This is a genomic window from Martinezella lusitana (assembly GCF_014207095.1).
Lineage (GTDB): Bacteria > Pseudomonadota > Alphaproteobacteria > Rhizobiales > Rhizobiaceae > Rhizobium > Rhizobium lusitanum_B.
Genome location: NZ_JACHBG010000007.1, coordinates 124,855 through 137,865 on the forward strand (window position 1 = coordinate 124,855; position 13,011 = coordinate 137,865).

Genomic DNA, 13,011 nt, shown 5'->3' on the forward strand with positions numbered 1-13,011 from the left:
GTGAAGCTCAAGATCGGGCGACCAATGAGAATTGCGGGATCCGCAATCAGGATCTTCCTATATGATCTTCGTTAGCTGGATTTTTCAAAAGTCTGGAACCAAATGACCAACCAGACGGTTTAGCTATAACTTTGATCCGACGTCGATATTCCCCCAGCCGGTAAAGTGGGCGGGGAACTTGAGGAGCTACGATTATGAACATTTCGTCCCGGTTTCGTTCCGTCGCATTTGCTGCCATTGCTGCTGCTGGAATAGGCCTTGCCGGTGCCGCGCATGCCGACAGCGGCACGATCCGCTTTTCCGTTTACAAGGCTGCCTTCTTCGTTGGCGGCTCCGGCGGAGAGGGCACACTGACCTTCCATGGTCGCCATTATCCCATCTCGATCGGCGGTATCTCGGGCGGTCTCGCATTCGGTGCTTCCAAGACCTACTTCCAGGGAACTGTGCGCCATATTCGTCGCGCGCAGGACGTTGGCGGCATTTACGGTGCAGCTGGCGGCGGCGGCGCGGTCGGCAAAGGTGCCCAGATGATTGTCATGACAAATGACAAGGGTGCTCAGCTCGAGCTGACAGGCAAGCAGGTCGGCCTTCAGGTCAACGCCGATATCAGCGGCTTGAACATCACCGTGAAGTAAGAGCGTTTAAAGACGGTCGGTCAGATTTGGTCCTGCCGTATCGTTGGCATAGTGGCAGAGTTGCCTGAGCAACTCTGCCACGTGACTTGTCCAAGCTATTATCTCAGCCGTATGTGGCCAGAGGATCGAACGGTCTGCCGTGTGACTGACCTCAGGCGATCCTGGCCTGGGTCTGGGGATCGAAGAACACGGCCTTGTCGAGGTTGAATGCCAGCCGTGCGTGCTGGCCCGCCTGAATGCGGACATCGGCACGCAAGCGAGCAACCACCTCTTTGCCGCCAAGCTTGATGACGGCAAATGTATCGGATCCTGCCGGTTCGACCACCTCTATCAGGCAATCGTTTTCAGCGACCGTCTTAGCGTTGCGGTCGGCGCCATCCGGATCGGTCAGCGCCTCGGGTCGAATGCCGAAGACGACTGGACGTCCGCTATGGGCTTCCAACTGAGCGCGATCGGCTGCGATCGGCAGTTTGATCGGTTCGCCATCGGCGCGTGCCAGTGAGACAGAAAGCCCGTTGCTTCCCTTTTCGATCGTGCCCGACAAGAGGTTCATGGCGGGCGAACCCATGAAATCGGCAACGAACATGTTGGCCGGATTGTTATAAATCTCTGCCGGTGTTCCGAATTGCTGCAGAACGCCATCCTTCAGCACGGCGATTTTCGTCGCCAGGGTCATGGCCTCGATCTGGTCATGCGTGACGTAGACGATCGTCGTCTTCATACGCTCATGCAGGCGCTTGATCTCCGTGCGCATGTCGACACGCAGTTTGGCGTCGAGGTTGGACAGCGGCTCGTCGAACAGGAACAGCTTGGGATCCCGCACCAGGGCGCGGCCCATGGCGACACGCTGGCGCTGGCCGCCCGATAGCTGGCTCGGCTTGCGATCGAGCAGGTGGCTGATCTGCAGCACCTTGGCAACCTCGTCGATCGCCTTCTTGCGTTCTTCGACGGGCACGCCACGCATCTCCATGCCGAAGGAGATGTTGCCGGCGACGGTCATGTTCGGATAGAGCGCATAGCTCTGGAAGACCATGGCAATGTCACGTTTGGATGGATGCAGGCCAGCAATGGAGCGGCCGTCGACCTGGATATCGCCTTCGCTGATGGCCTCGAGACCAGCAATGGTGTTGAGCAGGGTGGACTTGCCGCAACCGGATGGTCCAACGAGAACCAGGAAGCCGCCTTTTTCAAGCTCGAGATCGATGCCCTTCAGGATATCGACGGCGCCATAGCGCTTCTTCAGTCCGGAAATTTCGAGAAAAGCCATGGCAGTTATCCTTTGACAGCGCCCGCCATCAGACCGCGCACGAAGTAGCGGCCGGCGAGTATGTAGACGATGAGCGTGGGGACGGCGGCAATCATGGCGGCAGCCATGTTGACATTGTATTCGACCACGCCGGTCGAGGTATTGACGACGTTGTTGAGTGCGACGGTCATCGGCATGGAGTCCCCGGTGCCGGCGTAAGCGGACGCGAACAGGAAGTCGTTCCAGATATTGGTGAACTGGTAGATGACGGTCACGACGATGATCGGCAGCGAGCTCGGCAGCATGATGCGGCGGAAGATCTGGAAGAAGCCGGCGCCGTCAACCTGGGCGGCTCTCACAAGCTCGGTCGGAAAGGCCTCATAGTAGTTACGGAAGAACAGCGTCGTAAAGCCAAGGCCGTAGACAACGTGGACGAAGACCAGATTGACGGTCGAATTGCCGAAGCCGAAGCTGAAACCGGTCGCATCCTGCAGCGTTCCACCGAAGCGTCCGAGCGCGCCGAGGATTGTCGCCATCGGCAACAGCACCGACTGGAACGGAATGAAGCAGGCAAACAGCATCAGGGCAAAGACCAGCGTATGGCCGGGAAAGCGCCACTTGGTCAGCACGTAGCCATTGAGCGCGCCGAGGATGGTCGAGATCGCCACCGCCGGTACGACCATTTTGATCGAGTTCCAGAAATAGCCCTTGATGCCGGCGCAGGTGAGGCCGACGCAGGTCTCGCCCCATGCCTTCAGCCAGGGATCGAAGGTGGGTGATTTCGGCAGCGCCAGCATGTTGCCGTTCTGGATTTCGTCCATGGTCTTGAACGAGGTGACCAGCATCACGAACAGCGGCGCGAGATAAAACAGCGCGAACAGGAACAGCAGGCCGTAGATGACGACGCGGCTGATCCAGCGGCGGCGGTTTGCGCCATGCGCATGGCCAACCGCGGGAGAAGCAAAGGAGCTCATCGTGCCTTCTCCTTCAGTTCGGAATAAAGATAGGGAACGATGATCGCCGAGATGGTCATCAGCATGATCACCGCGCTAGCCGAGCCGACCGCCATTTCATTGCGCTTGAAGGTGTACTCATACATGAAGTTCGACGGCAGCCAGGCCGAGCCGCCAGGCCCGCCCGAGGTCAGCGCCACCACCAGGTCGTAGGATTTGATCGCCATGTGGGCGAGCACGATGAAGGCGGAGAGAAATACCGGCCGCAGCAAGGGGATGATGATGCGGCGATAGAGCTGGAGCGGCGAGGCACCATCGATCTGCGCAGCCTTCATGATCTCGCTGTCGATACCGCGCAGGCCGGCCAGGAACATCGCCATGACGAAGCCGGAGGCCTGCCAGACGCCGGCGATGACGACGGTGTAGATGACGAAGTCCTTGTTCTTGATCCAGTCGAAGTGGAAGCTTGTCCAGCCGAATTGATGCAGGGTCTGCTCCAGACCGAGACCCGGATCGAGGAACCATTTCCATGCGACGCCGGTCACGATGAAGGACAGCGCCATCGGATAGAGGAAGATCGGTCTGAGCATGCCCTCGCCCCGGATTTTCTGATCGAGCAGGATTGCCAGAAGCAGGCCGAGCGCCAGGCATATGAACACGTAGAGAAAGCCGAAAATCCCCATATTGACGATCGACGTATACCAGGACGATGGCGGGTCGTTTTCGAATGTCCAGCGCCATAGGCGCTGATAGGCGCGTACGCCCGTCAGGTCGTAGGAGGGAAATGTCTTGGAGTTCGTGAAGGACAGATAGACCGTCCAGAGGATGAAGCCGTAGACGAAGACCAGCGTGATGGCAAAACTCGGCGCAAGCACGATCCTCGGCAGGGCGTCCTGCAGGCGGGTGCGGAATGACACTGTTGGCTGCGCCGACACCGCTTCCCTTGTTGCAATTGAGCTCATGGGCTTCATCTCCTCCTCGAGGTAGGCCTGCTATAAAAGGCTTCCCCACCTCAAGCGGGGAAGCCGGTCTCACGACCCGCTATCAGCGTGCGTCGTCGATCGCCTGGACGAGCTGCTTGACGGCTTCGTCAGAGGACTTGATCTGGCCGTGGACGAACTTCGAGACCACGTCCTTATAGGCGTTGGCGATTGCCGGAGGCGCACCATAGCCCTGGGCGAGCGAGCCGAACAGCGTGCCGCCTTCATTGGCATGCTTCAGGTCGGCGATGCCTTTCTTGCCGCAGGCGTCAAAGGCCGTGTCCGGCACGTCGGTGCGCGCGGGAACCGAGCCCTTGACGACGTTGAAGGCCGACTGGAAGCTCTTCGACAGTGTTGCGGTTGCAAGCGCCACCTGGGCGGCCTTGCGGTCGGCAGGAACGTTGAACATGCCGAACATGTCGGAGTTATAGATCACGCTGCCTTCGGTGCCAGGGAAGCGGTAGCACAGATAGTCCTTCTCCGGGGTCTTCTTGGCGGCGACGAATTCGCCCTTGGCCCAGTCGCCCATGACCTGTACCAGTGCATCACCCTTGATGACCATGGCGGTCGCAAGGTTCCAGTCGCGGCCCGAGAAGTTCGGGTCAACATATTTGACGATCTTGGCGAGGTTGTCGAACGACTTCTTCATCGTGTCGGACTTCAGCGAAGCCTCGTCGAGGTCGTTGAAGGCCTTCTTGTAGAATTCGGGGCCGCCGGTCGAAAGCACGATCGAGTCGAACATCGTCGCTTCCTGCCAGTTCTGGCCACCGAGCGCGAGCGGAACGACACCCGCAGCCTTGGCCTTATCGAGAAGTGCGATCAGATCGTCGAAGGTCTTCGGCTGCTTGCCGCCGATCTTGTCCATGACGGCCTTGTTGATCCAGAGCCAGTTGACCGAGTGAACGTTGACCGGAGCTGCGACCCACTTACCGTTATAAACCGAGAACTTCTGCAGCGCCTTCGGCACCGAATTGTCCCAGCCTTCCTTCTTGGCGGTCTCCGTCAGGTCGCCCATCACGCCGGCCTGAGCGTAGTCGAGCACGGTGTAGCCGAGCATTTGCGAGGCCGTCGGATAATTGCCGGCGGCAACCATGGCCTTCAGTGCCGTCATGGCTGCATCGCCGCCACCGCCGGCGACCGGTACGTCCTTCCAGGCATAGCCTTCCTTGGAAAGATCCTGCTTCAGCACGTTGAGCGCAGCGGCTTCGCCGCCAGACGTCCACCAGTGCAGCATCTGCACTTCCTTGACGTCAGCGGCGCGCGCCGAGACGCCAGCACCGGCAGCCGCCAGCGCAATCATTGCAGTCGTCGTCAGAAATCTACGCATTGATAGCCTCCCAAATTTGCAAGTCGTTCAAGCGAAGGTCCTCCCCCGCTTCCCTAAAAGCCTCCACCGTCGAGCGGAAGCTATTCCGCTGGCGACTTTGTTCGCCGCGAAGCATTTAAAACGTTATAAATATTCTCAAGTCAAGATGTCGATGCACGCCTTCATATTCGCTATAAATGCGTGAATATGCTCGTAAATGTCATGATTTTTCGAGGATGCTGCGGTCCGATTTTTCAAATGTTAGTACCGAAAACGTTTGCATCGGCGTATTTGCACTTCGTTTCGAAACAGCGTACAAGGCGATCACTCCGAGGCAGGCTGGGTATTCCCTTGAAAGACACTTCCGGAAAATCCGCGTCCCTTGCAAAGACAGCGCGCAGAAGCGCCAAACCGACGCTGCGAACCATTTCCGAAATGACGGGCTTTGCCGTTACGACCGTGTCGCGGGCATTGAGCAATGCACCTCAGATTTCGATCGAGACGCGCGAGCGCGTCCATGCAGTGGCTGCGCAGATCGGCTATCTGCCCGATCGCGCCGCGCAACGTCTAAAGACAGGCAAGACCAATGTCATCGGCATCCTGCTCGATCCGCATGAGGAAATTCTCGGCTATGGCATTTCCATCATGCACGGCCTGGCCAAGGCTTTGCGGAACACCGCTTATCATCTGATCGTAACACCGAATTTCATCAATGGAAGCAATGTCGAAGCCGTTCGCTACCTAGTGCGCAACGGGATGGTCGACGGGTTGCTCTTATCCCGAACGGAACCTTTCGATCCGCGTGTTCGCCTTCTGTTGGAAAGCGGCTTTCCGTTTGTCACACATGGGCGAACGGAATTCACGGTCGACCATCCTTTCGTCGACTACGACAATTTCAGTTTTGCCTATGAGGCGACGAAGCGATTAGTGGAACGTGGCCGGCGAAAGCCGATGATCATCCTGCCACCGAGACGGCTGACTTTTTCGCAGCACCTCCTGCATGGTTTCATGACCGCCGTCCGCGAGGCGGGCGTCGACTACGAGATTCCCGAGGAGATCGATCTTGATTGTCCCGTCGAGCAAATCCGTGAATATATGAGCCGACGCGCCTCGCAGCCCGGCTCACCCGACGGCTTCACCTGCGGCGGCGAGGTTTCGGCTCTTGCGACTATTACCGGCATGGGCGACAACGGCCTGACACTTGGGGTGGAATATGACGTGGTGGCGAAACGCACCTCGAAGCTGCTGAGCCAGATCCAACCCAAGGTCGAGACCATCTATGAGGATCTGGTGGATACCGGCGAGCGAATGGGCCATGTCCTTCTTGCCTCCATCGCCGGCGATCAGACGATCGAAAAGCAGGTCTTGCTGAAGCCCGAAATCGGCTTTCCGGTGCTTTCGGGTGCCGACTGAATAATCAGGCCCCGATCTCGTGCTACGACGCCATGGACGGTCTCTCGTGACAACGCGCAGACGACGGCCAAACGGCCGCCTCCTAAGGTGCAATCGTGCTTGCCTCTCTATTGGAGGACCTGCGTCGCCGCCCGATAGCGCTCTGCTGCAACCGGTGTGAAGCGATGGGCGCCCCATGCTCCCGCCGAAAGGGCGACCGGGAATGGGCGCTCCGGCGGGCTCCAGCGCGGGGAAACGCCAAGCACGGGCAGCGCCCGCGCCATGATGGATCCAGTCACGGGAACGGCATTCCAGCCGGAAGTACGGAAACCGTAGGTTTCCGGTAATCCCTTTGGCTCATCCAGAATGGTCAGAAACAGATATTTGGGGTTGTCGATTGGCGTCACGCTCATGAAAGAGGTGAGGACCCTCTCCTTGGAGTAGCGGCCGCCAACCACTTTCTCGGCCGTCCCTGTTTTGCCGCCTATGTAAAAGCCCGCAACATTTCCGCCCCTTGCCGAACCGATCTCGGCATTAAGCCGCATCAAAAAGCGTAGGGTTTCGCCTGTCTTTGCGGTAATGACGTTGTTCGCGAGGATCCGATCTTCAACCGGCGTGCCCTTGATGAAGGTCGGCTGGATGAGGCGCCCGCCATTGATCAATGAGGCGATTGCCATGCTTGCCTGCAGCGGTGTGACCGCCATGCCGTGCCCGAAGGCAACGGTCACGGTGTTGATGTCTCCCCATCGCGGCGGAAGGATCGGAACGGCGCTTTCGGGAAGCTCCGTCGTCAGTCGATCGAATTGCCCCATCTTCTTCAGAAAGTTCTGTTGAGCCTGCTTGCCGACCGTCAGAGCCATGCGCCCCATGGCGATGTTCGAGGAATGAATGAAGGCTTCCGGCAAGGTCAGCGGCCTTTTCTGTCCGCGAAAATCCGAGATCGTGGAGCGCCCCAGGCGTAGCGGCTGGCTGGCATCGATGACGGAATTCAGATTGAAGGCGCCGGAATCGAGCGCCATTGCTGTCGTCAGCGCCTTGAAGGTCGATCCCATTTCAAACGTGCCGACGGAAATCCGGTTGATGCGATCGGACCGCAGCGCATCGGACGGTATGTTGGGGTTGAAGTCCGGAAGCGAGACGAGGGCGACGACTTCGCCATTCGTTACGTCAAGGATAAGCCCGGCCGCGGCAATTGCGGAAAACTTGTCCATTGCCTTGCGAAGTTCGTCTTTCAGGATGAATTGCGCGCGCAGATCCATGCTGAGCTCGATAGGGTGCAGCGCGTTCGCATCGAACTTTAGACCTGTATCCCGCAGGATCTGCAGGCCTTGGCCATCGATCCACTTTTCGATTCCCGCTATGCCGATATTGTCGGTGTTGACGGCGCCGAGAACATGCGACGCCAGATCCCCGTTCGGATAGAGCCGTTGCGTCTCCTCGCGGAAGCCCACGCTCGGGATACCGAGGTTCCAGACCTGGTTTTTGGTTGCAAGCGGGATCTTGCGCTTGACCCAGACGAAACCTCGATCCGTGTCGAACCGTCGATAGAGCTCCGCCGGGCTGAGATCCGGAAACACGGAGGTCAACCCTTCAACGGCCTCGTTGATATCAACCAGTCGGCGTGGCTCGGCATAGATCGAGGCCACAGGTATGTCCATTGCCAGTACCGTGCCGTTGCGATCGACGATATTGGGTCTGGCGACCGATGGCGGTATCAGGGCGGCTGCGGACGGTGGCGGAGTATGCAGCCCGAAATGCACAAGTCTGGCGCCGATGATCGCGAAGGACGCGATGAAGATAATCGCCAGAAACGCGATCCTCAGCCTCAGTGCGGGAGGGGACGGCCGCCGCCGCCGCTTGCGAAGCGGGGGCAGCGGCATCTTTCTCATGTAGAAGCGCATCGTCATGGCGTGCCCAATGAGCGCCGGGCAGTCATTGGACCGATATGGGCGTGAAGTGACGCGGATAGGCGCTGGCCGTCAAACGGATGCGCCCCGCCAGAAGCGTGGGAATGCCTTGCCATGATTTCCTACCGAAAGTGTTGGGAGATGAGTTCGGTGGGGAATCAAAGACGGGGTGGCCGTTCGAACATAACAGCGTCGCGGTGCGGCGCCTTGGCTTGAACCAGCCGCCATTTGGCGGATTTCTCCGCCAATCTGTCTATGGATGACGTGGTGACCAGCCAGGGAACATCATGCGTATGATCTGCGCCCTGATCGCTGTGATTATGGTCGTCTGCGGAGAGATCTTCGTCCAATTGCATCCCAGCGGAGCGTGTATCAGCGCCGGCAAGGAGCTCTTGGGAGGAGATCTCAAAGGCGAGAGCAGGCGCGATCGGAGACAGGACCAGCGTGGTGGCCAGCATCCACGCAACGATCAACAAACGCACAAACCTGTCAAGACGTTCGACCATGCCGCAAATGGTTAGGCAGGAATGTTTAACGTCTCGTTAACCCTGTTGCAAAACGAGATGGCGGCGCGCTGCAGCGCCTTCTCCATTAGGATGCTCTGCGACTTGATCGCTTCTCCGACGAAGGGCTCCCATCTTCATCCACAAGGCCATGACAGGATTGGTTTCCACGACGGCCAGTCTTGTCGCCTTTGCCGCAAACTTGTCACGGATGAACCGCTCGGCCTCCTCAAACAGCGCTCGTCCGACACCTGCTGCCTGCGCGTTCGGCTATCAATTTTGCAACACTCGTCGAGTTCCGTAATTTTCAAGTCTCTTATGTATGGACAACGATCGGTGCGGGCTATGTTATGCGACCTGAGGTCGGATACTGGTTTGAAAGCGATGCGGTTTGTAGACTTGCGGCTTATCGGGATGCTGAGATCGCGCAGCCGGCGCCAAGCCCGCGGCCGCGTTGATGCTTACGAGCCATGGGTTCATGCGGCGTTTGATTGCTTTGAACGCGAAATCGCGGCCTTTTATCGACGATCTCAATTCACCGTTGTGGCCTGACGGGCGAAATGCCGTTCGGCGTGACTTTCAGTTGGGCCTATTGAGGCTCCATTCTTGCTGCAAGGCGTCGACGAAGCCTGCGGCGGGTGCCGGACGGGCTTTCGGAAAAGCTCGCCCGATAGCTGCGGGAAAATGCCGAGGCAGAGTTGAAGCCTGTTGCTGCGGCGATTTCTGCAAAAGTATCTTTCGTTTCGATCACTTTGCGTCGCGCCGCATTCAGTCGAAGTGCCAGGTAATGCACATGTGGGGGGACCCCAATGCTGTCCTGAAAAAGACCCTGCAGATGGCGGGCGCTGACGCCAACCCGCCGCGCCAGACGGGCAAGCAGCAATGGCTGCTCGATATGTTCTTCCATCAGGCGAATGGCCTGGGCGACGCGAGGGTCGCGCATATGCAGACCCGCAGTCGAGGGGGAAAGCTCAGCTGCATTTTGGCCGGATGACGGTTCGTAGATGAACAGCCGGCTGACCTCGAGCGCCAGCGAATAACCTTGCCGCCGGCGGATGATTTCCAGCATGAGGTCGACCGTCGGCAGCGAACCCGCCGTCGTGATCCGCTTGCCGTCGATCGCGAAGCGGTCCCTGGTCGCCCTCACTTGCGGATAGGCGAGGGCGAAGTCATCGAAATCTTCCCAGTGAACGGCGGCCGAGACATTATCGAGAAGACTCGCCTCGGCGAGAATCCAGCTGCCGGATTCAATGCCGGCAATCATCGAGCGATGACGTGCCGTCTGTGACAGCTGCATCTTCAATGCCTGCGTGGCGCTGCGTCGCCAATTGTAGCTGGCAAGAACGAATAGCGGTGTCGTCTCGGACATTGGCCGGAAACTTCCGGAGGCGGGTACCGGGACGAAGCTCGTCGTCTCCACCGGGGCACCATCCAGCGTGAACAGTCGCCAGCGATAAAGCTCCGCTCCGGAAATACGATTGGCTCCGCGCAACGGTTCGATCACCGAAGCGATCAGAATAAGGTTCGTCTCCGGCAGGATCAGGAGGTCGATGTCGAGCGTCTCATTGGCCAATGTGAGCATTCAGCAATCCTTCGATCGTTCCGAAACTGTATCGAATGCCTCCGATAATGCAAAGCAAGAATGCGCCTCATGCCTCGTAATGTCCTTAATACGAGGGAGAACAAAAATGCCTCTTACGATGAATCGCGATGTCTTCATCACCTGTGCCGTCACCGGCGCCGGCGACACGGTTTCCAAATCCAGCCATGTTCCGATCACTCCCAAGCAGATCGCGGAATCCGCGATCGATGCCGCCAAGGCTGGGGCGGCAGTGGTTCACTGCCACGTTCGCGACCCGGAAACGGGCGCCGCCAGCCGCCGCAACGACCTTTACAAGGAGGTCACGGACCGTATCCGTTCCGCCGACGTCGATGTCGTGTTGAATCTGACGGCCGGCATGGGCGGCGACCTGATATTTGGCAATGTCGAGAGCCCGTTGCCACTTAATGCCAAGGGCACAGATATGGCGGGTGCCACCGAGCGCGTGAGCCACGTTGCCGAATGCCTGCCGGAAATCTGCACGCTCGATTGCGGCACGATGAATTTCAGCCTCGGCGACTATGTCATGACCAATACGCCTGCCATGCTGCGGGCCATGGCAAAGAAGATGACGGACCTCGGCGTTCGCCCGGAGATCGAGGCCTTCGATACCGGTCATCTCTGGTTCGCCAAGCAGCTTGCCGAGGAGGGTCTGATCGAGGATCCCGTCCTCATCCAGCTCTGCATGGGCATCCCCTGGGGGGCGCCCGATGACCTCAACACATTTATGGCGATGGTCAATAACGTTCCCAAAAGCTGGACCTTCTCGGCCTTTTCCATCGGCCGCAATGCCATGGCCTATCCGGCGGCTGCGATCCTTGCCGGCGGCAATGTCCGTGTCGGGCTGGAAGACAATCTTTATGCCGGCAAGGGCATGCTCGCGACAAACGCGCAGCTTGTCGAAAAGGCGGTGCAGGTTGTTGAAGGCATGGGCGCGCGCATCATTGGCCCCGAAGATGTCCGCAAGAAATTGAAACTGACGAAGCGCTGAGGCTCCGATGACCAAGATCAATAACGCGGCCTGTATCGGCGGCGGCGTCATCGGCGGCGGATGGATTGCCCGCTTCCTGCTGGCGGGCATCGATGTCGATGTCTACGACCCGCACCCGGAAGCAACCCGTATCGTCGGCGAGGTTCTGGCAAATGCCGAAAAAGCCTATGCGATGCTGACTGGCGCACCGCTTCCGCCGCGCGGCAAACTGACATTCAGGGACACGCTGGAGGCAGCCGTCGCCGGTGCCGACTGGATCCAGGAAAGCGTGCCCGAGCGGCTGGATCTCAAGCGCAATGTGCTGACACAGATCGATGCTGCGGCAAAGCCGGATGCGCTGATCGGCTCATCCACCTCGGGGTTGCTGCCAACAGACCTGCAGCGCGACATGCGCCATCCGGAGCGCCTGTTCGTCGCCCACCCCTATAATCCCGTCTATCTCCTGCCGCTCGTCGAGATCGTCGGCGGCGAGAAGACCAGCCCTGCCACGATCAAGGCAGCGATGGAGCGACTGCCGCCCATCGGCATGAAGGGCGTCCATATCGCCAAGGAAATCGAGGCTTTTGTTGGTGATCGCCTGCTGGAAGCGCTTTGGCGCGAGGCACTGTGGCTGATCAAGGACGATATCTGCACCGTCGAGACGCTTGACGATGTGATCCGCTATTCCTTCGGCCTGCGCTGGGCGCAGATGGGCCTGTTCCAGACCTATCGCATTGCCGGCGGCGAAGCGGGTATGCGGCATTTCCTGGCGCAGTTCGGTCCGGCATTGCAGTGGAACTGGACGAAGCTGATGGATGTCGTCGATCTCGACGATGCCCTCGTTGAGAAGATCGGCCAGCAGTCGGACGACCAGGCAGACGGGCTTTCGATCCGCGAACTTGAGCGCATCCGCGACGAGAACCTCGTCGGCATCCTCCAGAGCCTGAAAGGAGGCCATGGCGGCAAGGGCTGGGGCGCCGGCAAACTGCTGAAGGATTTCGAGCAGCAGCTTTGGGCTGCGGGCGGAGAAAAGAAACAGACGCTGGAGGTTACAAAGCCGCTGCGCCTGATCGACACCAAGGTCAGCCCGGCCTGGGTCGACTATAACGGCCATATGACCGAGCATCGGTATCTGCAGGTCTTCGGCGACACGTCGGATGCGCTGCTGCGCCTGATCGGCGTCGATCTCGATTATGTCGCGCGCGGCCATAGCTACTATACGGTGGAAACCCATATCCGCCATCTCGGCGAAGCCAAGCTCGGTCAAGCCATCCATTCCTCTGCGCAGATCCTCGCATCCGACGAGAAGCGGCTACATGTGTTCCATACGCTGCACGATAGCGAAAGCGGCGACGTAATCGCGACCGCCGAACAGATGCTGCTGCATGTCGATGCCAAGGCAGGCAAGGCCGTTGCCGCACTGGAGGAGATACTGGTGAGATTGAGGCCGATCGTCGCTGGCCATGCCGCCTTGCCAATGCCGGAGGGAGCCGGCCGTCATGTGGGACAAAAACGCTAG

At 59.0% G+C, this 13,011-nt stretch carries 11 protein-coding genes; 4 read left to right on the forward strand and 7 right to left on the reverse strand.

Features of this window, described 5'->3' with window-relative positions:
* Positions 1-194: 194 nt before the first annotated feature.
* Positions 195-635 (forward strand): hypothetical protein, encoded by a 441-nt coding sequence (locus GGD46_RS16820; protein ID WP_184705860.1) that lies wholly within the window; start codon positions 195-197, stop codon positions 633-635.
* A 151-nt stretch (positions 636-786) separates the two neighbouring features.
* Here GGD46_RS16820 and GGD46_RS16825 read toward each other — a convergent pair whose 3' ends face one another.
* The 4 genes from GGD46_RS16825 to GGD46_RS16840 all read right to left on the reverse strand — a co-directional run bounded on the left by GGD46_RS16825 (position 787) and on the right by GGD46_RS16840 (position 5,141).
* Complete coding sequence (locus GGD46_RS16825; RefSeq protein WP_184705862.1) at positions 787-1,902, reverse strand: ABC transporter ATP-binding protein; 1,116 nt, start codon at positions 1,900-1,902, stop codon at positions 787-789.
* 5 nt (positions 1,903-1,907) lie between these two features.
* Positions 1,908-2,855, reverse strand: a complete 948-nt coding sequence (locus GGD46_RS16830) for a carbohydrate ABC transporter permease (RefSeq protein ID WP_184705864.1) — start codon at positions 2,853-2,855, stop codon at positions 1,908-1,910.
* A complete protein-coding gene (locus GGD46_RS16835) occupies positions 2,852-3,796 on the reverse strand; it encodes a carbohydrate ABC transporter permease (RefSeq protein WP_184705866.1) in 945 nt (314 codons plus the stop codon). The genes GGD46_RS16830 and GGD46_RS16835 overlap by 4 nt, the downstream gene beginning before the upstream one ends.
* 82 nt (positions 3,797-3,878) lie before the next feature.
* Positions 3,879-5,141, reverse strand: coding sequence for an ABC transporter substrate-binding protein (locus GGD46_RS16840; protein ID WP_184705868.1), 1,263 nt, complete (start codon positions 5,139-5,141; stop codon positions 3,879-3,881).
* Positions 5,142-5,471: 330 nt separating this feature from the next.
* Here GGD46_RS16840 and GGD46_RS16845 point away from each other — a divergent pair, with 330 nt between their 5' ends.
* Positions 5,472-6,533 carry a LacI family transcriptional regulator gene (locus tag GGD46_RS16845; protein ID WP_281414656.1) on the forward strand — a complete coding sequence of 354 codons (1,062 nt, stop codon included), beginning with the start codon at positions 5,472-5,474 and terminating at the stop codon, positions 6,531-6,533.
* Positions 6,534-6,640: 107 nt separating this feature from the next.
* Here the strand turns inward: GGD46_RS16845 and GGD46_RS16850 are convergent, their stop codons facing one another.
* The 3 genes from GGD46_RS16850 to GGD46_RS16860 form a co-directional block, all read right to left on the reverse strand.
* Entirely contained in the window at positions 6,641-8,392 is a 1,752-nt protein-coding gene (locus GGD46_RS16850) for a peptidoglycan D,D-transpeptidase FtsI family protein (protein ID WP_409527690.1), read from the reverse strand.
* A gap of 185 nt (positions 8,393-8,577) precedes the next feature.
* Positions 8,578-8,925: a hypothetical protein gene (locus tag GGD46_RS16855; RefSeq protein ID WP_184705872.1), complete on the reverse strand. Its 348-nt coding sequence runs from the start codon at positions 8,923-8,925 to the stop codon at positions 8,578-8,580.
* Positions 8,926-9,511: 586 nt separating this feature from the next.
* Entirely contained in the window at positions 9,512-10,504 is a 993-nt protein-coding gene (locus tag GGD46_RS16860) for a GlxA family transcriptional regulator (RefSeq protein ID WP_184705874.1), read from the reverse strand.
* Between the two features lie 106 nt (positions 10,505-10,610).
* On the opposite strand from GGD46_RS16860, the gene GGD46_RS16865 reads away from it, so the two are divergent.
* Positions 10,611-11,513 carry a 3-keto-5-aminohexanoate cleavage protein gene (locus GGD46_RS16865; RefSeq protein WP_184705876.1) on the forward strand — a complete coding sequence of 301 codons (903 nt, stop codon included), beginning with the start codon at positions 10,611-10,613 and terminating at the stop codon, positions 11,511-11,513.
* A 7-nt stretch (positions 11,514-11,520) separates the two neighbouring features.
* Positions 11,521-13,011 (forward strand): carnitine 3-dehydrogenase, encoded by a 1,491-nt coding sequence (locus GGD46_RS16870; protein ID WP_184705878.1) that lies wholly within the window; start codon positions 11,521-11,523, stop codon positions 13,009-13,011.